Annotated in this window: 22 protein-coding genes; 18 read left to right on the forward strand and 4 right to left on the reverse strand. The window is 65.1% G+C overall.

All coding sequences use genetic code 11. The annotated features are described in order from the left end of the window. The first annotated feature begins 16 nt into the window (after positions 1–16). The 3 genes from AWB67_RS08275 (at position 17) to rfaE2 (ending at position 3,131) form a co-directional block, all read left to right on the forward strand. Complete coding sequence (locus AWB67_RS08275; RefSeq protein ID WP_235025078.1) at positions 17–961, forward strand: MerR family transcriptional regulator; 945 nt, start codon at positions 17–19, stop codon at positions 959–961. A 451-nt stretch (positions 962–1,412) separates the two neighbouring features. Continuing rightward, positions 1,413–2,294, forward strand: coding sequence for a ferritin family protein (locus AWB67_RS08280; RefSeq protein ID WP_087655761.1), 882 nt, complete (start codon positions 1,413–1,415; stop codon positions 2,292–2,294). Between the two features lie 354 nt (positions 2,295–2,648). Next, a complete protein-coding gene (rfaE2, locus tag AWB67_RS08285; RefSeq protein ID WP_087655762.1) occupies positions 2,649–3,131 on the forward strand; it encodes a D-glycero-beta-D-manno-heptose 1-phosphate adenylyltransferase in 483 nt (160 codons plus the stop codon). A gap of 9 nt (positions 3,132–3,140) precedes the next feature. Here rfaE2 and AWB67_RS08290 read toward each other — a convergent pair whose 3' ends face one another. From AWB67_RS08290 to AWB67_RS08300, 3 genes are read right to left on the reverse strand one after another with little or no spacing between them, the layout of a single operon-like run. After that, a complete protein-coding gene (locus AWB67_RS08290) occupies positions 3,141–3,380 on the reverse strand; it encodes a hypothetical protein (RefSeq protein WP_087655763.1) in 240 nt (79 codons plus the stop codon). Between the two features lie 11 nt (positions 3,381–3,391). Further along, positions 3,392–4,177, reverse strand: a complete 786-nt coding sequence (locus AWB67_RS08295; RefSeq protein ID WP_087655764.1) for a type III pantothenate kinase — start codon at positions 4,175–4,177, stop codon at positions 3,392–3,394. After that, positions 4,174–5,082 carry a biotin--[acetyl-CoA-carboxylase] ligase gene (locus AWB67_RS08300; RefSeq protein WP_087655765.1) on the reverse strand — a complete coding sequence of 303 codons (909 nt, stop codon included), beginning with the start codon at positions 5,080–5,082 and terminating at the stop codon, positions 4,174–4,176. The genes AWB67_RS08295 and AWB67_RS08300 overlap by 4 nt, the downstream gene beginning before the upstream one ends. 124 nt (positions 5,083–5,206) lie before the next feature. On the opposite strand from AWB67_RS08300, the gene AWB67_RS08305 reads away from it, so the two are divergent. The 10 genes from AWB67_RS08305 to AWB67_RS08350 all read left to right on the forward strand — a co-directional run bounded on the left by AWB67_RS08305 (position 5,207) and on the right by AWB67_RS08350 (position 14,038). Further along, complete coding sequence (locus AWB67_RS08305) at positions 5,207–6,334, forward strand: MlaE family ABC transporter permease (RefSeq protein ID WP_087655766.1); 1,128 nt, start codon at positions 5,207–5,209, stop codon at positions 6,332–6,334. After that, complete coding sequence (locus AWB67_RS08310) at positions 6,334–7,209, forward strand: ABC transporter ATP-binding protein (RefSeq protein ID WP_087655767.1); 876 nt, start codon at positions 6,334–6,336, stop codon at positions 7,207–7,209. The genes AWB67_RS08305 and AWB67_RS08310 overlap by 1 nt, the downstream gene beginning before the upstream one ends. A 28-nt stretch (positions 7,210–7,237) precedes the next feature. Beyond that, positions 7,238–8,197: an MlaD family protein gene (locus tag AWB67_RS08315; protein ID WP_087655768.1), complete on the forward strand. Its 960-nt coding sequence runs from the start codon at positions 7,238–7,240 to the stop codon at positions 8,195–8,197. Between the two features lie 154 nt (positions 8,198–8,351). Beyond that, on the forward strand, positions 8,352–8,996 hold the full coding sequence (locus AWB67_RS08320; RefSeq protein WP_374729808.1) for an ABC-type transport auxiliary lipoprotein family protein: 645 nt from the start codon (positions 8,352–8,354) through the stop codon (positions 8,994–8,996). Between the two features lie 37 nt (positions 8,997–9,033). Continuing rightward, complete coding sequence (locus AWB67_RS08325; RefSeq protein ID WP_087655769.1) at positions 9,034–10,209, forward strand: VanZ family protein; 1,176 nt, start codon at positions 9,034–9,036, stop codon at positions 10,207–10,209. Positions 10,210–10,238: 29 nt separating this feature from the next. Next, entirely contained in the window at positions 10,239–10,568 is a 330-nt protein-coding gene (locus AWB67_RS08330; RefSeq protein ID WP_087655770.1) for a (2Fe-2S) ferredoxin domain-containing protein, read from the forward strand. A gap of 33 nt (positions 10,569–10,601) precedes the next feature. After that, positions 10,602–11,228, forward strand: coding sequence for an alpha/beta hydrolase (locus AWB67_RS08335; RefSeq protein WP_087655771.1), 627 nt, complete (start codon positions 10,602–10,604; stop codon positions 11,226–11,228). A 360-nt stretch (positions 11,229–11,588) separates the two neighbouring features. Continuing rightward, the gene (locus AWB67_RS08340; protein ID WP_087655772.1) at positions 11,589–12,815 is read left to right on the forward strand and encodes a D-alanyl-D-alanine carboxypeptidase family protein; all 1,227 of its coding nucleotides are present in this window, start codon (positions 11,589–11,591) and stop codon (positions 12,813–12,815) included. A 15-nt stretch (positions 12,816–12,830) separates the two neighbouring features. Further along, positions 12,831–13,733, forward strand: coding sequence for a D-amino acid aminotransferase (locus AWB67_RS08345; protein ID WP_087655773.1), 903 nt, complete (start codon positions 12,831–12,833; stop codon positions 13,731–13,733). Between the two features lie 11 nt (positions 13,734–13,744). After that, positions 13,745–14,038, forward strand: coding sequence for a YbeD family protein (locus AWB67_RS08350; protein WP_087655774.1), 294 nt, complete (start codon positions 13,745–13,747; stop codon positions 14,036–14,038). Here AWB67_RS08350 and AWB67_RS08355 read toward each other — a convergent pair. Continuing rightward, positions 14,022–14,975: a transcriptional regulator GcvA gene (locus tag AWB67_RS08355; protein WP_087655775.1), complete on the reverse strand. Its 954-nt coding sequence runs from the start codon at positions 14,973–14,975 to the stop codon at positions 14,022–14,024. The genes AWB67_RS08350 and AWB67_RS08355 overlap by 17 nt on opposite strands. Positions 14,976–15,122: 147 nt before the next feature. Between AWB67_RS08355 and AWB67_RS08360 the strand changes: the two genes are divergently transcribed. The 5 genes from AWB67_RS08360 (at position 15,123) to AWB67_RS08380 (ending at position 21,102) form a co-directional block, all read left to right on the forward strand. After that, the gene (locus AWB67_RS08360; protein WP_087655922.1) at positions 15,123–15,449 is read left to right on the forward strand and encodes a DUF2917 domain-containing protein; all 327 of its coding nucleotides are present in this window, start codon (positions 15,123–15,125) and stop codon (positions 15,447–15,449) included. 54 nt (positions 15,450–15,503) lie between these two features. Further along, positions 15,504–16,280 carry a lipoyl(octanoyl) transferase LipB gene (gene lipB, locus AWB67_RS08365; protein WP_087655776.1) on the forward strand — a complete coding sequence of 259 codons (777 nt, stop codon included), beginning with the start codon at positions 15,504–15,506 and terminating at the stop codon, positions 16,278–16,280. A 13-nt stretch (positions 16,281–16,293) separates the two neighbouring features. Next, positions 16,294–17,307 (forward strand): lipoyl synthase, encoded by a 1,014-nt coding sequence (lipA, locus tag AWB67_RS08370; RefSeq protein ID WP_087655777.1) that lies wholly within the window; start codon positions 16,294–16,296, stop codon positions 17,305–17,307. Between the two features lie 503 nt (positions 17,308–17,810). Beyond that, positions 17,811–19,112 (forward strand): dicarboxylate/amino acid:cation symporter, encoded by a 1,302-nt coding sequence (locus tag AWB67_RS08375; protein ID WP_087655778.1) that lies wholly within the window; start codon positions 17,811–17,813, stop codon positions 19,110–19,112. 19 nt (positions 19,113–19,131) lie between these two features. Beyond that, positions 19,132–21,102: a sensor histidine kinase gene (locus AWB67_RS08380; protein ID WP_087655779.1), complete on the forward strand. Its 1,971-nt coding sequence runs from the start codon at positions 19,132–19,134 to the stop codon at positions 21,100–21,102. Positions 21,103–21,113 lie beyond the last annotated feature (11 nt).

Raw genomic sequence — 21,113 nt, forward strand, 5'->3', positions numbered from 1 at the left:
TGACGGAGGAGAGCCGTTGTCCGACGCCGGCGACCCGGACGACACCGTCGTGCCGCTCGCGGGCATAGGCATCGGCGCGATTGCCCACGAGATCGGGCTGACGAAGGACACGCTGCGGGTCTGGGAACGACGCTACGGTTTCCCCCGGCCGATGCGCTCGCCGGGCGGCGAACGCCTGTATCCGCAAGAGCAGGTGACGAAGCTACGGTTGGTCAAGCGCTTGCTCGACGCCGGACACCGGCCAAGCAAGGTGCTTGCGCAATCGATCGACGTGCTGCAGCAACTGGCGCAGGAATCAGGCGTCGGGCAGGACGCGCCGGACGCCGAGCTTGACCGGCTGGTGTCGCTGCTGCGCTCGGGCGCCTACGACGATTTCCGCTTCGAAATGCTCAAGCGCGCGACTCGCGACGGGCTGGAGCGCTTCGTCCTCGACGTCGCGGCGCCGCTGTCGGCGCGCGTCGGCAATGCGTGGGCTGCGGGGACCCTTCAGGTCTATCACGAGCACCTGTTCAGCGAGGCGATGCAGGTGACGCTGCGCACGTTGCTGCGGCCGCTCTCGGATGCGCTGCGCGGGCGCGGCGGCCGGCCGCGCATGCTGCTCACCACGCTGACGGGCGAGAGCCACGGGCTCGGCATTCTGATGGCGGAGGCGATTTTTTCGCTGGCGGAATGCGAATGCCTAGGCCTCGGGCCGCAGACCCCACTGCACGACATCGTCGATGCCGTCGCCGCGCACAAGGTCGACGTCGTGGCGCTGTCATTTTCCGCGGCGATGCCCGCGCAGGCCGTGACGAACGGTCTCACCGAACTGCGCAGCCTGCTGCCGGCGGGCGTGGGAATCTGGGTCGGCGGGAGCAGTCCGGTCCTGCGCCGCAAGCTCCCGGACGGCGTGGAACACGTCCCAGGACTCACGCCGATCGATGAAACCGTCGCGTCCTGGCGGCAGGCCGCCGTGCTATAGTCAGTAAGCGTTTCGCGCCGTCCGGCGGTGAGTTACAGGTTTCGAAAAGGGTTTCGAAACCGTCGCCGCAAGGGCCTGAACATCGTCGTCGTCGCGCTCATAACGAGCATGTCATGCAAGGCAGGCATGCTGCGCCAAACGGCCCATCCAGACGCGACCAGCGGGGCAGGTCCCGCTTCCTCATATCCCAGGCACAGGTTTCGCTCCTTACCCAGGTAGAAATAACGCAGCGCCGAGGTCGAATTGCGGCGTTCCTGCAACGGGCAATACGCCGTCGTTTGATCAAGCGCGTGCTTATTGCCGTTTTTAGCGTCTGGGTGCCTGTTTCCCGCGTAAAATTGAAAGCTTGGTTGTTCGGCGCGCAGGCGGCGAGTCGCATCCGCAAGTGCGTGCCGGGCCGAAGGTAACTACAGACAGAACGTCGCACTAAGTGGCAAATCAGGGGTGGACTATGAACACCATGCTGTATCCGGAGTTGTATAAATCGCTGGAATCGGTTCGTTGGGACATGGAGAAAGACATTCCCTGGGACAAATTCGACGCGTCCCTGCTCACCGACGAGCAGGCGAAAACCATCAAGATGAACGCGATTACCGAATGGTCTGCGCTTCCCGCAACCGAGATGTTCCTGCGCGACAACCACCATGACAGCGACTTCTCCGCTTTCATGAGCGTGTGGTTTTTCGAGGAACAGAAGCACTCGCTCGTGCTGATGGAGTATCTGCGCCGCTTCAAGCCGGACTTCGTGCCGACGGAAGAGGAACTGCACGCGGTGCGCTTCGAATTCGATCCGGCACCGCCGCTCGAAACGCTGATGCTGCATTTCTGCGGCGAAATCCGCCTGAATCACTGGTATCGCCGCGCTGCCGAATGGCACACGGAGCCGGTGATCAAGGCCATCTACGAAACCATTTCGCGCGACGAAGCCCGCCACGGCGGCGCGTACCTGCGCTATATGAAGAAGGCAATGGCGCAGGCCGGCGACACGGCGCGTGCGGCGTTCGCGAAAATCGGCGTGCTGATGGCGTCGGCGCGACGCACGGAAAAGCCGCTGCATCCGACGAACCTGCACGTCAATCAGGCGCTGTTCCCGCGCGATACGATCCAATCGCGTCTGCCCGACCCGGAATGGCTCGAGCGCTGGCTCGACGATCAGATCCGGTTCGACGATAGCTGGGAGAAGAAGGTCGTCGAGCGGATTCTGCACAACCTGTCGATTCTGTTCGAGCGGTCATTCGCCACGGCGCAGGAGTTGAACCGGTATCGCAAGGAAGTGGTGCAGCGGCTGCAGGCCGCGGCGCCGGCGCCTGGATCGGCGGAGCAGCCGGCTTGAGGGGTTTGATCCAAGTGGGTCGATAACGTCGGTGTAGTTTCCCAAGATGCCCCTTGAGTCTTTGACTTCCGGGGCATTTTTTTTTTGGCCAGAAGGCTGTTCTGAACACTTGAGGGGCCTGCTCCCGCGTGATGCTGAGCGCTGTGAGGTGGTCGCATCAGGAGCACGTTGGATTCGACCCTTACCAAAGTATCTGCTCACTATTTGCTCGTGTTTGAGCAGATACTCCGGAAACTGAGCAGATACTTGGAATTTTGAGCAGATATGAGCAGATTCTCTGGCTCGCACGGACATTAGTCCCCCAACTGCCGCATGGCAAAATCCGCCCATCCAACACTTCCCTGCAAAGCCGCAATGCCAGCCATTTTCGAACGCAAGATCACCACGCGCGACGAACTCGCCGCCATCCGCCCCACGCTCACCGGCCCCGTTGTATTCACGAACGGCGTCTTCGACATCCTGCATCGCGGCCACGTCACCTATCTCGCTGACGCGAAAGCGCTCGGCGCGACGCTGGTCGTCGGCGTGAACAGCGATGCCTCCGTGCGCACGCTCGGCAAGGGCGACGATCGTCCGATCAATCGCGAAGACGATCGCATGGCGCTGCTGGCGGCGCTGGAAAGCGTCGACTGGGTGGTGAAATTCGAGGAATCGACGCCGCTCGAACTGATCGGCGCGCTGCGTCCAGACGTGCTCGTGAAAGGCGGTGACTACGACATGGACAAGCTCGCCGAATCCGCGCTCGTGCGCGGCTGGGGCGGCAAGGCGCTCGCCATCGCGTTCGAACACGATCGCTCGACCACCGCGCTTCTCAGGAAAGTCCGTACGCTCAGCTAAAAACGACGCTCACTGCGTGAGCGGCTTGCTGCGCACCGGCGCGGCAGGCGCCGGACCGCCGACCACCGGCTGATCGGCGGAATCTTCGGGGCGCAGCGGCCGCGTCGACAGCGTTTCGGGGCGCACCTGCTGCAGCAAATGATGCGGCTCGCGCCCGCCCGCCGAAGGCAGCGGCCCGAACACCCCGCGCGCGACGGTGAACATCAGCAAGTTTGCCAGAAAGAGAACGGCGATCAGCCAGCGCAGCATGTGATGCTCCGTCAGGAAAGGTTGCGTTCGGCGGCATCGCGTGCGATCAGCGCGAGTCCAGCCAGAACGAGTGAATCATGGCGCGTGTGCGGCACGTCGAGCGCGCCGGCGACTTCGTTCGCCGCGCCGCCGCCGAGCACGAGGCGCACGTCGGCCTGCCAGTCGGCGCGCAGGTCCTGCCAGGCCCGCTCGATCAATCCCGCCTGCGCGAGCAGGCATCCCGCCGACAATGCCGCGCGCGTGCTGTTCGCGAACAGGCTGCGCGTCGCGCCGAGCGCGCTGCGGGCGGCGGCGGCATCGAGCGTCGGCAACTGGGCGGTGTGCGTGCCGAGCGAATGCATCATCAGCGACCAGCCCGGCGCGATCAGGCCGCCGGTGAACATGCCGTCGGCGCGCAGGGCTTCGAGCGTCGTCGCCGTGCCGAAGGTCGCGATCAGCAGGTTCTCGCCGGGAAACGCAGCGCGCGCGCCGATCAGGCCGCACCAGCGGTCGCTGCCCAAGCTCGACGGTTCTTCATAGCAATTGGACACGCCGCACTGGAGCGCCTGCGCGCGAACGATCGTGCGCGGCAAGCCGGGCCAGCGCGCGTCGATCAGTGCATCGATGCGCTGTGCCGCCGACTCACCCGCGACGTTCGAAATCCAAGCGCCATCGGGCTGCGGCAAGGCGGCCCAATCCGGCGTTCCGTCGTGTTCGAACGCGCCGCGCCCGAATTCGGCGCCGTTGTCCGCGATCATCGACCATTTGATCCGGCTGTTGCCCGCGTCGATCAGAAGCCGCGCCGCGCCGCCGCTCACGGACGCGGCTCCCCGAGCCTCAGCGAGACATCGCCGGTCGCGGCCGTGCGCAGCCCCTCGGGCGTGTCAATCTGCAACTGCCCTTGATCGTCGACGCCCGCCGCGACGCCGCGCGCCACCTCCACGCCCTGTTCGAGCAGCACGACTTCGCGGCCCGCATAGGCGTGCGCCGCGAGCCACGGCTGCCGGAACGGCCGAAAACCCTCGGCGGCGAAGCGCGTAAGCGTCGCATCGAGCGCGTTCAGCAGCGCGGCGAGCGTGTCGGTCAGATTGGCGTTCGGCCACGCGCGCGACAGCGACGCCGGCAGATTGCCCGGCGCCGGCAAATTACCGCTGCCGAGCCGGTTCGCTTCGTCGACTTGCGCCGCAAGCTCCGCCGCGCCGTGCAGGTTGATGCCGATGCCGATCACGACCGCCGTCGCCTGCGGTGTGTTCCACGCGGTCTCGATAAGGATGCCGGCGAGCTTGCCGTCGTCGATCAGCACGTCGTTCGGCCATTTCAGCGCGAGTCTCGCCGATGCCGACAGCGGCAATTGCCCGAGCGCATCGATCACGCCCGTGCCGATCGCGAGGCTCAATCCCGCAAGCCCTTCGATAGGCCGCGGCAGCACGCACGCCACCGAAAAAAGCAGCGCGTTGCCCGGCTGCGCGACCCACGGACGCCCGCGCCGGCCACGCCCCGCCGTCTGCGAATACGCAACGCGTACGAGCGGCGCCAGCGTCGGCGACGACCGCTCGCGCGGCAGTTCCTTCATTTGCGCCATGAGGTCGGCGTTGGTGGACCCCGTCTCATCGACGATATCGACCGGCCAGCCGCGCACCGGCCGCGCGAGGAGCGCTTCGAGCCGCTCGCGGTCGATGCGCCAGGCGGCGTCGAGCGGAAAGGTGGAATGTGATGAGTTCATGGATTCCATTGTAGCGGCCCGCCGCCGCACGCCAACACTGGCGGGCGATTCCGGCTGCATAAGCCATTTGAACGCATCAACCTTCGTTACAATGGGCTCTCCCTTTCCCCACGCGAACCCATCCTTGAACTTCGACACGCCGCCCCGCTTGCGAGTGGAATCCGGTCAGCAAGGCAAGGTGGTCCGGCTCTCCGGCCAGTGGACGGCGCTTGCGCTCGCCCGCGACCGCTCGAAAGGCGGCGTGACGCGGCGCCTCCGCGCAATCGGCCGGGAAGCGATTCCCAACTGGGACCTGCTGTCGATCGAACGGCTGGATCACGTCGGCGGGCAGGCGCTGTGGCGCATCTGGGGCCGCCGGATGCCGGCCGTTGTCGCGCTCTCTGATACGCAGCGCGAGATTTTCCAGCGCGTCGCGCTGCTCGACGCCGAGCGCGAAGAACCCGAACCCGTCGATCGCTCGACTTTCGTCACGCGCTTCGGCCTCTTGCTGTTCTCGTTCTTCGAGCACTTGTACGGCGGCATTGCGATGTTCGGCGGCTTCATGCTCGACCTGATCAGCATCGTGCGCCGTCCGAAACGCATCCCGTGGACCGAAATCTCCGCCAATATCTATAGCGCCGGCACCCAGGCGCTCGCGATCACGGCGCTCGTCGCGTTCCTGATCGGCATCGTGCTGAGCTATCTTTCCGCGCAGCAACTGCGCACCTTCGGCGCTAACCAGTACATCGTGAATATCCTGGGGCTGTCGGTGATTCGTGAGCTCGGGCCGGTGCTCTCGGCGATTCTCGTGGCAGGGCGCTCGGGATCGGCGATCACCGCGCAGATCGGCGTGATGCGCGTGACCGAAGAACTCGACGCGATGCAGGTCATGGGCATCCCGCACGGCCTGCGGCTGGTGTTGCCGCGCGTGATCGCGCTCGGCATCGCGATGCCGCTCCTCGTCATGTGGACCAACATCATCGCGCTGACGGGCGGTGCGCTCGCGGCGAAATTCGTGCTGCAGATCGACTTTTCGTTCTTCGTGCGCTCGCTGCCGAGCGTCGTGCCGATCACGAACCTGTGGATCGGACTCGGCAAGGGCGTCGTGTTCGGCATGCTGATCGCGCTCGCCGCGTGCCACTACGGCTTTCGCATCAAGGCGAATTCGCAGAGCCTCGGCGAAGGCACGACCACTTCGGTGGTCACGTCGATCACGATCGTGATTCTCGCGGACGCCGTGTTCGCGATCCTTTTCCAGAACGTGGGGCTCTGATGTCGACCACACTCGCCACCGCCGTTCGCCACCAGCCGCCGCCCGTCATCGCGGAGCCGGTGATCGAATGCGAGGACGTGACGAAGCGCTACGGGCGCACCGTTATCCACGAGCATCTGAACCTGCAGGTGCGGCGCGGCGAAATCGTCGCGCTGCTCGGCGGCTCGGGCTCCGGCAAGACGACGCTCGTGCGCCAGATGCTCGGCCTCGAATCGCCGACGTCGGGCCGTATCCGCGTGCTCGGCGAAGAGTGGGCGAACATGGACGACGAAACCGCGCGCATGCTGCGCACGCGCTCCGGGATGATGTTCCAGCAGGGCGCGCTCTTTTCGTCGCTGTCGGTGTACGACAACATCGCGCAGCCGTTTCGCGAACTCGGCAAGATTCCCGAGGACCTGATCCGCGAATTCGTGATGCTGAAGCTCGAAATGGTCGGGCTGTCGTGCAAGCACGCGAGCAAGATGCCGGCGGCGCTTTCCGGCGGGATGATCAAGCGCGTGGGCATCGCGCGGGCGATCGCGCTCGAGCCGGAACTGCTCTTTCTCGACGAGCCGACCGCCGGCCTCGACCCGAAGGCCTCCGACGAATTCGTCGACCTGATTGCGACGCTGCATCGCGCGCTCGGGCTGACGGTCGTGATGGTCACGCACGATCTCGACACGATGGTCGCGCTCTCGACGCGCGTCGCCGTGCTTGCCGACCGGCGCGTGCTGGTCGCGGCGCCCGTGGAGGAGGCGGTGGCGGTCGATCATCCGTTCATCCGCGAGTATTTTCTCGGCCGGCGCGGACGCCGCGCGCTGCAGGCGCTGCCGTTCGAGCGCCGCGCGCGGCTGCCAGCGGTGGCGCTGGAAGAAGCGCCGCTGCAGTTGAAATGACACGCGCAAAAGGAAAAGGAACCTGTCGATGGAAAACAAATCCCATGCGTTCTGGGCTGGCCTCTTCACCATCGGCCTCGTCGCGGCGATCGCGATCACGGTGTTTTTTTTCAACGTCGATCGCACAGTGCGCGTGCCGTATGACCTGATCGCGCGCACCAATGTGACGGGCCTCTTCACCGATGCCGCCGTGCGTTATCGCGGGCTCGGCGTCGGCAAGGTGGAGTCGATCAGATTCGACCGGTCGCATCCGGGGCAGATCCGCATCCGCATCCTCGTCGACAAAAACGCGCCGATGACGCATTCCACCTACGCCACGCTCGGCTTCCAGGGTGTGACGGGCATTGCGTTCGTGCAGCTCGACGACACCGGCAAGGACACGCGCGATTTGCCTTCGTCGGCGAAAGACGTGGCGGAAGTGCCGATGCGCCCGGGCATCTTCGACCAGTTGCAGCAGCGCGGCGACGTGATCCTGCGCAAGTTCGAGCGCCTGGCCGACGACGCCGACAAATTCCTCTCCGACGACGTTCGCGACGAAATGATGCGCACCACGAAGAGCCTGCGCGGCGCGGCCGACGGCATCGCGACGCTCGCGAGCCAGGTCGGCCCGGCGACGGCGCGCCTGCCCGCAACGCTCACGCAACTGGACAAGGCGCTCGCGTCCACCAACGTGCTGATCCAGAGCCTGAACCGGCCGGACGGGCCGTTCGTTTCGAATCTGAACAAGGCAGGGGCGGCGGCGGAGCAGGCGGGCGTCGCGCTCGCCGACATGAACGACTCGCTGCGGGAGCTTTCGGCGCGCGTCGGCTACGAGACGCTGCCGCACGTCAATTCGCTTGCCGACGACGTCAGCAGCGCCGCGCGCTCCATCGACCGCGCCGCCGACACGTTCAGCACGAATCCGCGCAGCGTGCTGTTCGGCGCGCCGGTACAGGCGCCGGGGCCGGGCGAACCGGGCTTCAACTGGCCGGCGAAAGCTGGCCAATAGGTGCGCGAAGGCTGTTCGTTAGTGCAATTAAGAGCGTTCAGTGAGTTTGCCTTAAAATTTGGCGCGCTAAAGTTTGAAAACTCTCGCGAATCCTGTCTTTCACGCTGGAGTTTGACGTTTCATGCATCGAAGATAAGGAACTGTGATGCCACCCATGAATTTCGACGCGATGCGCGTTTGGCGCTCGCTGCCGCGGCGCTGCGGTCTTCCCTTCGCGATGTTCGCGCTTGCCGTGGCCGCGCTGTCCGGCTGCGCGTCGGGGCCGCCGGCCGCCGTCTCGAATATCCGCTACGACCTCGGCGCACCGCCGCAGATCGGCACGCCCGGCTCGATGCCGCCGATGAAGGTAATCGGCGTGCACGCGCCGCGCGATCTCGATTCCGACGCGTTCATCTACCGTCTGCAATACGCCGATGCGCAGCGCACCGGTAGCTATTCGAACAGCCACTGGACGATGCCGCCCGCCCAACTGCTCACGCAGCGCCTGCGCGCGGCGCTGTCGGCGCGCGGCCCCGTTTTGACGGGCGCCGACACCGTGCGCGCGCCGCTGCTCGAAGTCGAGCTGACGGGCTTCGAGCAGGTGTTCGACGCGCCTGACGAGAGCCACGCGCTCGTCTCCGCGCGTGCGACGCTCTCGCAGCAGGGCCGCGTGATCGGCCAGCGCACGTTCATGGCGCGCGCGCCGGCCTATACGGGCGATGCCGCCGGCGGCGCGCGGGCGCTTGCCGCCGCGTCCGACGAACTCATCGCGCAGATGACCACCTGGCTCGGCGTGCAGCCGCTCGTCGCGTCGCAATGACGCCGCTGCACAGCGCCACGGAGCGCCCGGGCCACCGATGACGATCAAGCAGTGGCAGCGCCGCCCATCGATGTTCGCGCGGCAGGCGCTTGCGGTGTATGCCGCGCTCGTCGTCTACGGGTCGCTGTATCCGTTCTCCGGCTGGCGCTCGCTCGGCCTCGGGCCGTTCGCGTTTCTCACCGATCCGATCCCCCAGTACGTGACCGCGTTCGACGTCGTCACGAACGTGCTCGGCTATATGCCGCTCGGCGCGCTGATCGTGCTCGCGCTCTATCCGCGCTGGCGCAGCGCGCTGGCGGTGGGCGCGGCGTTCGTCGGCGGGGCGCTGTTGTCGGGCACGATGGAATCGATCCAGACCTATTTGCCGACGCGCGTCGCGTCGAACCTCGATCTCGCCGCGAACGCGCTCGGCGCGCTGATCGGCGGCGTGCTGGCCGCGCCCGCCACGAGCATGCTGCTCGATCGCGGCCTGTTGCGGCGCATACGCTTCACCTGGTTCGAGCGCGATGCCGCCTACGTGCTCGGCCTCTCCGCGCTCTGGCCGTTCGCGACCATGTTCCCCGCGCCGTTCCTGTTCGGCGCCGGCGACTTGCCGCGCGTCCTGTGGGACGGCCTCGATCCGTCGATGCAGGACGCGATCCTCGCCTGGACGCCCGCCGCGTGGGACATCGGCATCTGGATCGACGACTTCGCCGAGCTCCTTCCCGACGATTCCTGGGAAGCGCTGATCACCTCGTGCAACCTGTTCGCCGCGCTCGTGCTCGCAACCTTGCGCATGCGCGAGCGCGCACCGCGCGTGCGGCTGATGCTCGGGCTGCTCGCCGCGACGCTCGGCGCGAAGGCGGGCGCTTCGTTCCTGCAATCGCGCGCGGGCCTGACCTTCGACTGGGCAACCGACGGCGCCCTCGAAGGGATCGCGACCGGTACGCTGGCCGCAATGCTCTCGCTCTCGCTGCCGCGCGCGCTGCGCGCCGGGCTCGCGGGCGCGACGCTCGTCGTCGCGCTCGTTTTGGCGAACGTGCTGCCGGTGAATCCGTACTTCGACATCGTCGTGGCCGACTGGCGGCAGGGGCGCTATCTGCACTTCAACGGCCTCGCGCACTGGCTCGCGTGGGTCTGGCCGTATGCGGCGCTCGGCTGGCTCGCGTCGGTCGCGGAGCGCGCGTGGCTCGCCCGGCGGCGCGCCGACGGCGATCGGCATCGGTCGCTATAATCGGCCGACACACTTTTTTGCCGACCCTCATGGATTCCTTCTACAAGTACCACGTGTTTTTCTGCCTGAACCAGCGCGAGCCGGACGCCCCGCGTCAAAGTTGCGCGAACTGCAATGCGCAGGCGATGCAGGAGCATGCGAAAAAGCGCGTGAAGCAGCTCGGCCTCGCGGGCGACGGCAAAGTGCGCATCAACAAAGCGGGATGTCTGGACCGATGCGAGCTGGGGCCGGTCGTCGTCGTGTATCCGGAAGGGACGTGGTACACCTACGTCGACGAAACCGACATCGACGAGATCGTCGATTCGCATCTGGCGAACGGCAAGATCGTCGAGCGCCTTTTGATCGATCAACCGGCCTGAGCCTGGCCTGACCCCGAAAACGCGAACCGACCGATGAACGCGCAAACCGAAAAATTCCTGATCGACGGCCCGGTGGGCAAGATCGAAGTCGCGCTCGATCGCGCCGAAGGCACGCCGCGCGGCATCGTGCTCGTCGCGCATCCGCATCCGCTCTTCGGCGGCACGATGGACAACAAGGTCGCGCAGACGCTCGCGCGCACCTTCGTGCAGCTCGGCTACACGACGTATCGCTCGAATTTTCGCGGCGTCGGGCAGACGGGCGGCGAGCACGACGACGGCATCGGCGAACGCGACGACCTGCTCGCGGTGATCGCCCACATGCGCGCACAGCCGGGCCAAAACGATGCGCCGCTCGTGCTCGCGGGCTTTTCATTCGGCACGTTCGTGCTGTCGCACGTGGCGAAGAAACTGCGCGACGAAGGCCAGGCGATCGAGCGGATGGTGTTCGTCGGCACGGCGGCGAGCCGCTGGGAAGTCGCCGAAGTGCCCGAAAGCACGCTGGTGATCCACGGCGAAGTGGACGAAACCGTGCCGATCGCGTCGGTCTACGACTGGGCGCGGCCGCAGGAACTGCCGGTCGTCGTGATTCCGGGCGGCGAGCATTTCTTCCATCGCAAACTGCATATCCTGAAGCGCGTGATCGTCGAGGCGTGGCGCTGAGGCGTTTCCGGCAGCGGGCGAATCGAAGGCCTGCGAAGTGCCGAAAACACGCGTTAACTGACCATTTCAGAGGCGAAACCGCATCGCGCGACGCGTATAATGGCGCAGACTTTTGCGCTGCAACCTGACCGTTCAGCGATCGCTTTAGCGCACGGCGCCGCCGCTGCGCCGCTTGAGAACCGATCGCGCGGCCGTCTGTCCAACGAGCGCCTTTTTCGCTGCGCCCGCGGCTTTCGCCCGCGCTGCATCCAACGAAACAACGCGCCCGACCGGCCCGACGGTCTGCCTGTTCAACCTGCGCTTCGCCGTTCGACATCGACCCCGACGAAGCGCCGATGCCTTTTCTGCCGACCCGATCCTATGCGCTTTTCCCCTTCCGGCCTGTCCTTTTCCGTAGCTGAATCACATCAACGCGCGCTGTACCGCGCGATCACCGCCGCCATCGTCCTGCCCGCCACGCTGGCCGCCGCGAGCGCCTTTGCGCAAGTGCCGCCGCCCGACGTGACCGCGCGTTCGTGGGTCCTCGTCGATGCCACGAGCAACCAGGTGCTCGCCTCCGGCAATCCGGACGAGCGCTCGGAACCCGCGTCGCTCACGAAACTGATGACCGCATATCTTGTATTCGACGCGCTGAAGTCGAAGAAGATCAACATGGACCAGACCGTCATGCCGAGCGAGGCCGTGCGCCGCGTTCGCACCGACGAGTCGCGCATGTTCGTCGAGGCGAACAAGCCGGTGACCGTGCACGATCTCGTCTACGGCATGATCGTGCAGTCGGGCAACGACGCGGCGATCGCGCTCGCGGAACTCGTCGGCGGCAGCGAGACGAACTTCGTCACGCTGATGAACGCGGCGGCGAAGAACATCGGCATGAAGAACACGCACTTCGCCGACGTCAACGGCATGCCCGATCCGCAGCACTACACGACCGCGGGCGACCTCGCCGTGCTGTCGACGCGCCTGATCCGCGATTTCCCCGAGTACTACGACATCTTCTCGGTGCGCGATTTCACGTACAACAAGATCAAGCAGCCGAACCGCAACCGCCTGCTGTGGCTCGATCCGACCGTCGACGGCCTGAAGACCGGCCACACGAAGGCCGCGGGCTACTGCCTGATCGCGACGTCCAAGCGTCCGCTGACAGGCGTGCCCGACGCGAATCGGCGGCTGGTGGCGGTGATGATGGGCGAGCCGAAAGAGCACAACCGCGTGCAGGACAGCCTGAAGATGCTGAACTACGGCTACACGGCCTATGACGCGGTGCGGCTCTACAAGGCCGATCAGGTGATCGAATCGCCGCGCATCTACAAGGGCGCCGAGAGCACCGTGAAGGCGGGCGTCACGACCGACCAGTACGTCACCGTGCCGAAGGGCATGGGCGAGAAGGTGAAGCCGTCGGTCACGCATAACGCGCTGATCACCGCGCCGGTCAAGAAGGGCCAGCAGATCGGCACCGTCAAGATGATGGCGGACGGCAAGGAAGTCGCGCAGTTCCCGCTCGTCGCGTTGCAGGACGTGCCGGAGGCGGGCATCGTCGGGCGCCTGTGGGATTCGGCGCTGCTGTGGTGGGACAAGCGCAAGTCTTAAGGAGGAGCCGCCGCGATGAGCCATGAACTCGACCCAATCGTTTATCTGAACGGCGAGTGGGGCCCGCTTTCCGAAGCGCGCATTCCGGTGCTCGATCGCGGCTTCATCTTCGGTGACGGCGTGTACGAAGTCGTGCCGCTGTACGCCACGCCGGACGGCCGCGCGCCGTTCCGCCTCACGCAGCATCTGGCGCGGCTCACGCGCAGCCTCGGCAAGATCCGCATCGACAATCCGTTCGACGACGCCGGCTGGCGCACGCTGATCAACCAGGCGATCGAAGCGAACGAGGGCGAAGGCGACGCGCTGGTGTATATCCACGTGACGCGCGGTGTGGCGAAGCGTCGCGGCCACGCGTTCCCGGCCGGCGTCACGCCGACCGTCTTCGTGATGGTCAATCCGCTCACGTTTCCGAGCGCCGAGAGCCGCGTGCAGGGCGCGCGCGCCGTCACCGCCGAGGACAAGCGCTGGCTGCATTGCGACATCAAGTCGATTTCGCTGCTCGGCAACGTGTTGATGGCACAGCACGCCGCCGAAAACGACGCGCTCGAAACCATCCAGTTGCGTGACGGGCTGCTGACGGAAGGATCGTCGTCGAATGTTTGGATTGTGAAGGGCGGCAAGCTCTTCGGCGCGCCGCGCGGGCCACGGATTCTCGAAGGCATCCGCTATGCGCTCGTTGAGGAACTGGCGCTCGAAGCGGGCATTGTGTTCGAGGAACGTGATATCACCGAAGCCGAACTGCGCGACGCCGACGAAATCATGATTAGTTCGGCGACGAAGGAAGTGATGCCGATCACCGTGCTGGACGGCGCGCCGGTCGGCGACGGCCGTCCCGGCGCGGTCTATGCTGCTTTGTATGACGCCTACCAGCGGGCGAAGGCGCGCGAATTTCAGGACCTGAGCGCGCGCGCCAAGTGAAGGAGAAAGCCATGACGACCCCCGAGAAGCCAGCCACCCCCCAAACTGCGGACGACCTGTTCAACTTCCCCTGTGATTTCCCGATCAAGGTGATGGGCAAGGCGCATCCCGAATTTCAGGACGCGATCGTCACCGTGATCCGCGAATACGACGGCGAATTCGACATCACGCGCATCGAGACGCGGCCGTCGTCCGGCGGCAACTACACCGGCCTCACGGTCACCGTGCGCGCGCAAAGCCGCGCCCATCTCGACGACATCTACCGCGCGCTCACCGGCCATCCGATGGTCAAGGTAGTGCTCTGACCTGCGCAACGGGCGCATCGCACGCGGCTGGCGTGCATTCGTAGATGCGCTTGAACTGCTCGGCTTCGTCGAAAATCCACGCGCGAAAGTCCTGCACCCGCTTTGCCTTCAGCAAGGCGGGCGGGCAGACGAAGAAATAGGTCCACGGGCTCGGCCCGTCGATTGCAAAAAGCCGCACGAGGCGCCCTGCGACGATTTCATGCATCGCGAGCGAGCGGCGCACGAGCGCGATCCCTTGGCCGTCGATGGCCGCCTGCAGCAAATTCGATGAATCTTCGTACAAGACGCCGCGTTTTGGCTCCGGCAAGTCGATGAGTCCGGCGGCGTCGAACCACGGGCGCCACAGTTCGTCATTCGAGCGAAGGAGCGGCGTGCTCGTGAGATCAGCGGGCGCGCGCGGGAGCTTGCCTCCGTTGAACTTCGGCGAACATGCGGGGAAAAATACCTCATCCAGGAGCTTTTCTGCGTGAAGGCCGGGGTACTTGCCGAAGCCGAAGCGAATCGCGACATCGACGTCGTCGCGGGTGAAATCGGTGAGCGCGTTCGTCGACAGCAATTCGAGGTCGATTTCCGGATGCTTCTCGATGAAACCGCCGACACGCGGCGTCACGAAACGCGCCGAGAACGACGACAGCATCGATACGACAAGTCGCCGGTCGCGATCGCCGGAGCGCACCTGACGCGTGGCTTCGGCAAGCGTGACGAGCGCGGCGCGGACTTCGGCGGCGTATTGCCGGCCGCCGTCGGTGAGACGCACGCGCTTGCCGTCGCGGGCGAAGAGCGGGACGCCGAGCTCGGCTTCGAGCGCGCGGACTTGATGGCTCACGGCGCCGTGCGTGACGAAAAGCTCGTCGGCGGCGCGGGAGAAGCTTTCGTGGCGCGCGGCGGCTTCGAAGGCACGTAAGGCATTGAGGGCGGGGAGTTGGCGGAGATCCATGAGTTCTGAGTTCGTATGTCCGTACCGGGCGAAAGTGACTCGCCTTGGCTAATTTATCTCACATAGCCGTGAAAATTGCTCGTTTTGCGTAACCCCTTGCTGCGCCTACGATTGTAGCCATCGAAACCAACTTTGGCGGAGTCGATCATGCGAGAAATTTCCACAAGCGTCACGTTCGAAATCAAGCCCGGCGAAACCGTGCCGATGCGCATCGGCCGCAGCACGCGGCTGAAGGTCCAAGGCGCCGCCGTCTGGGCGACGCGCAGCAACGACATCGAAGACTACTGGCTCGTCCCCGGCGACACGCTCAAGCTGCGCGAGCGCGAACGGCTCTGGCTGAGCGTCGAAGGCGATCGTGCCGCGCAAGTCGTCTTCACGATCTGCCCGCGCCCCGACCAGCGCGCCGCCACCTGGCTCGCGTATTCGTTTGACCGCCTCGTCGTTCGCTTCCGCTCCGGCTGGAGGACGGTCTGAGCGACGTTTCAAGGCGCGGCGGGCAACACGCGATTTCGGTAAACTACCGGGACCATGCCCGCCACGACGCTTGACTCCCCGCTTCATCCCCATCCCGCCGCCGCGAGCCTCATCGGCTCCGGCGAGCATCCCGTGACGCTGCGCTGGCTCGGCCTCGAACCCTACGGCCAAAGCTTCGACGCCATGCGCGCGTTCACCGACGCCCGCACGCCTGACACGCCCGACGAAATCTGGCTCGTCGAGCATCCGCAGGTGTTCACGCTCGGTCTCGCGGGCGATCCCGCGCATCTTCTGGTCTCCGATAGCGGCATTCCACTCGTCAAAGTCGATCGCGGCGGGCAGATCACGTATCACGGGCCGGGACAGGTCGTCGCGTACCTGCTGCTCGACTTGCGCCGCCGCAAGCTCATGGTGCGCGAGCTGGTGCGGCGGATCGAGGAGGCCGTGATCGAAACGCTTGCAGCGTATAATCTGGCGACTGATCGTAAGGCTGGCGCGCCCGGTATCTACGTCTCACGACCGTTCGAAAACAACCGTGCGACAAGCCCGGACGCCCATCTGCACGAAGGCGCGAAGATCGCCGCGCTGGGTCTGAAGATTCGAAATGGCTGCAGTTATCACGGCGTGAGCCTGAACGTGAAGATGGATCTGCAGCCGTTTCTCGCGATCAATCCATGTGGCTACGCGGGACTCGAAACAGTCGACATGGCGACGCTCGGCGTCGCGGCCGACTGGCATGAAGTGGCCGGGCGTCTTGCTGAACGGCTTACCTATCAAATCGACGGCGTTCCGAGTGGCGCCGCTCAACCGCAGAACGGCCTGACCGTCTGAATGGATCGACCGAATGACTGACGCAACCGGAAATCTCGCTGGCGCTTTTGCAACTCCCGCAACCCCCGCGACGCCCGCCCCCGCCGCCTACGACGCCACCGCCAAGCAAAAGGCGCAGGCGAAGACGGCGCGCATTCCGATCAAGATCGTCCCGATCGAAAAACTGAAGAAGCCCGAGTGGATTCGCGTGAAAGCCGCGACCGGCAGCTCGCGTTTCTACGAAATCAAGCAGATCCTGCGCGAGCACAACCTGCACACGGTGTGCGAGGAAGCGAGCTGCCCGAACATCGGCGAATGCTTCGGCAAAGGCACCGCGACGTTCATGATCATGGGCGACAAGTGCACGCGCCGCTGCCCGTTCTGCGACGTCGGCCACGGCCGCCCCGATCCGCTCGACGCCGACGAACCGCTCAACCTCGCCCGCACCATCGGCGCGCTGAAGCTGAAGTACGTGGTGATCACCAGCGTCGATCGCGACGATCTGCGCGACGGCGGCGCCGCGCACTTCGTCGAATGCATTCGGCAGGTGCGCGAGCATTCGCCGCAAACGCGCATCGAAATTTTGACGCCGGACTTCCGCGGCCGGCTGGATCGCGCGATCGGCATCCTGACCGCCGCGCCGCCCGATGTGATGAACCACAATCTCGAAACGGTGCCGCGTCTCTACAAGGAAGCGCGCCCGGGGTCGGACTATCACCATTCGCTGAAGCTTCTGAAGGACTTCAAGGCGCTGCATCCGGAAGTCGCGACGAAATCGGGTCTCATGGTCGGTCTCGGCGAAATGGAGGACGAAATCCTTCAGGTGATGCGCGACCTGCGCGAGCACAATGTCGACATGCTGACGATCGGGCAGTATCTGCAGCCGTCGGAGCATCATTTGCCGGTGCGTTCGTATGTGCATCCCGATACCTTCAAGATGTACGAGGAAGCGGCTTACGAGATGGGTTTCACGCACGCGGCAGTCGGCGCGATGGTGCGGTCGAGTTATCACGCGGATCAGCAAGCGCACGACGCAGGCGTGGTTTAAGAAAGCCTGCTGCACCAGAACAAAAAAACCCACGGTGACGTGGGTTTTTTGTTTTCCGGGTCGCTGGATTGCTTAACCGGTCCCGGCGCGTCTCAAAGCTGTCTCAAAACCTCGGGAAAGCCCGTAGGTACAGGCTCTAGGGGAAAACCCGAAGGCCGTCCGAAACGTCGGACGGCGTGTTTCCGGAATTCCGGAAAGCCAGATGCGCACTCAGGCGGGCGCACGAAAACCCCATTAAATTCAACCGCTTAGCCATATCAATAGCTGGCATCGACCTTGCAATATAGAAGCGTGGCCCGCAAGGCCGCTCCATAAAAAGCCAAAGGAGACAAGCGATGCATCCCAATCCCTCGAAACGCCCTTGAATCCGTCGTCGTAGCGGCCTGGCTGCTGCTCGCGGCGCGTTTCATGGTGCTCCTCTCAAAGCACCGACGCCCCACGCGCTTCTCGCGGCTCGCCACTGGCTTCCCTTGCCAACTGCCTGAAATTTGCCCGGAACCATCGTGAAGAAAAAACCCTTCTACAAAATCCTGTACGTGCAGGTGCTGATCGCCATCGCTGTCGGTATCGCGCTCGGACACTTCTATCCCGCCTTCGCCACCGACATGAAGCCGCTCGGCGACGGCTTCATCAAGCTCATCAAGATGGTGATCGGGCCGATCATCTTCTGTACCGTCGTGACCGGCATCGCGGGCATGGAGGACATGAAGAAGGTCGGGCGCGTCGGCGGCAAGGCGCTGCTGTACTTCGAGATCGTCTCGAGCTTCGCGCTCGTGATCGGCCTCGCGGCGACGCACATCCTGAAACCGGGCGCCGGCTTCAACGTCGATCCGGCAACGCTCGACGGCAAGGCGGTCGCGTCCTACGCCGCGAAGGCGCACGGCCAGTCGACGGTCGATTTCCTGATGCACATCATCCCGGACACGCTCGTGTCGGCGTTCGCGCAGGGCGAAATCCTGCAGATCCTGCTGATCGCGCTCCTGTTCGGCGCCGTGCTCGCGCACCTGGGCGATCGGGGCCGCGTGGTGACGACGTTCATCGAAGGCTTGTCGGGCGTGCTGTTCGGCATGGTCGGCATCATCACGAAGCTGGCGCCGATCGGCGCGTTCGGCGCGATGGCGTTCACCATCGGCAAGTACGGCATCGGCTCGCTCGTGCCGATGTTGAAGCTGATCGGCACGTTCTATCTGACGTCGATCATCTTCGTGGTCGTCGTGCTCGGCCTGATCGCGAAGACGGTGGGCTTCAACATCCTGCGCTTCATCTCGTACATCAAGGAAGAGATGCTGATCGTGCTCGGCACGAGCTCGTCGGAGGCGGCGCTCCCGCAGTTGATGTTGAAGCTCGAAAAGGTCGGCTGCTCGCGCTCGGTGGTGGGTCTCGTGGTGCCGACCGGCTACTCGTTCAACCTCGACGGCACGAACATCTACATGACGATGGCCGTGCTTTTCATCGCGCAGGCGACGAACACCGATCTCACCTGGACGCAGCAGCTGACGCTCCTCGCGGTGACGATGCTGACGTCGAAAGGCGCGAGCGGCGTGACGGGCGCGGGCTTCATCACGCTCGCCGCGACGCTCGCCGTCGTGCCGACGATTCCGCTCTCGGGCATGGTGCTGATTCTCGGCATCGACCGCTTCATGAGCGAATGCCGCGCGCTGACGAACATCGTCGGCAATGGTGTGGCGACGGTGGTGGTGTCGGCGTGGGAGAAGGAACTCGATCGCAACAAGATGCGTAACGCGCTGTCCGGCAACCCGGTGGCCGATACGGAAGAGGAACCCGTTCCGCTGAAGCAGCACTAAAAAACCGGACGACACGGCAATGAAAGCGGCGAAGCATCGATTGACGGATGCTTCGCCGCGTCCGTTTTCGGACGGCGCCTATGCCACAATCGCGAAATCTCATCTCCCGGAAACCACACACGTGACGCGCCGTCTGCTCGTGTTCCTCGCGCTCGCCGCCGCGCTCGTGGCGGCCTGCGCGCTGACCTGGAACATCGCGTGGCAGCGCGGTATCGACGATTTGCGGCGCAACGCCGCGGCCCGCGTCGATCGCACGACGGGCACGCTCAAGAGCACGCTCGACCGTTACGAATATCTGCCGTACCTGCTGTCGCGCCATCCGATCGTGCAGGAAGTCCTGACCGATCCAACGCCGCGCAACACGGAACGCGCGAACCGCTATCTCGACGACCTGAACGGCCGCGCCCGCGCGACCGTCACCTACATCATTCGGGCGAACGGCGTGTGCGTCGCGGCGAGCAACTGGTTGCAGCCGGACACATTCGTCGGCTCGGAATATCAGTTTCGCCCCTACTTCATCGACGCCACACAAGGCCACACCGGCCGCTTTTTCGGGCTTGGCACGGTGTCCCGCGAGCCGGGGTACTACATCTCGCAGCCGGTTTATCGCGAGGGCACGCGCGAGATCGCCGGCGTGGCGGTGGTGAAGCTCAACCTCGAATGGCTGCAAGGCGCGGACGCGTCCGAACCGCTCATCGTCACCGACGATCACGGCGTGATTTTTCTCTCCTCCGTGCCCGCGTGGAAATATCACACGATACGGCCGCTGCCGAAGAACATCGAGGCGTCCGTGTTCGCCGCGCGCCAGTACGCGCAGAAAACGATCGAGCCGCTGCCGATGACCATTGTGAAGACGCTCGAAGGCGATGCGCAGATCGTGCGCGTCGGCGGCGGGCGCAATCCGCCGAGCTTCCTTGCGACGCGCCGTTCGATCGGCGAGCCCGACTGGCAACTGATCACGATGGCGCCGCTCGATCCCGTCGAGAGCGCCGCGCGCACGGCCGCGATCGTGACGGGCCTCGTGTTGGTGTCGCTGTGCCTGCTGGCGTTCTACTGGCGCATGCGGCGCGTGCGCGTGCGCGACATGATCCGGAGCCGCGAATTGCTGCAAACGGCCTATGCCGAACTGAACCAGCGCGTCGCCGAGCGCACCGCCGATCTGTCGGAGGCGAACGCGCAACTGACGAAGGAGGTGAGCGAGCGCACGCGCGCCGAGCAGGATTTGCGCGCCGCGCACGACGAGCTGGTCCAGGCGAGCAAGCTCGCCGCGCTTGGCCAGATGGCGGCCGGCATCACGCACGAGCTGAATCAGCCGCTCGCCGCGTTGCGCAGTTTCTCCGACAACACGCGCGTGCTGATCGAACGCGGCGACCAGGCGGCGGCGCGGGAGAATCTCGAAGCGATCGCCTCGCTGACCGAGCGGATGGGCAAGATCACCAATCAGCTGAAGCTGTTCGTCTCGAAGGCGCGGCCGCGCAACGCGCGCACCGACGTGACGCGTGCACTGCGCAACGTGCTTGCGATGCTGCGACCGCGCATGCAAAACGTCGCGCTCGACGTTGCCCCCGAACTCGCCGATGAGAATGCGCCGGTCTCCGTGCGCTGTGAGGATCTGCGGCTGGAGCAGATCCTGATCAACCTGATCGGCAATGCGCTCGACGCGGTCGGCGCGTGCGATTCGCCGCGCATCTCGATATTGATCGGCATCCGCGCGGAGGCGGTGGAACTCGTCGTGCGCGACAACGGCCCAGGCATTCCCGCCGATGTCCTGCCGCGCCTCTTTGAGCCATTCTTCACGACGAAGGAGATGGGACACGGCTTGGGCCTCGGCCTGGCGATTTCATCGGCGATCGCGCGTGACTACGGCGGCATGCTCGTCGCGCGCAATCGGGCGGTGGCGCTGGAAGTCGATGGCCCCGAAGGCGGCACGCAGGCCGACGCCGACCGCGCCCAAGGTGCAGAATTCGTGTTGACGCTGCGGCGTGCGTGACATTTTGTGAA

It is taken from the genome of Caballeronia terrestris (genome assembly GCF_001544515.1).
GTDB lineage: Bacteria > Pseudomonadota > Gammaproteobacteria > Burkholderiales > Burkholderiaceae > Caballeronia > Caballeronia terrestris.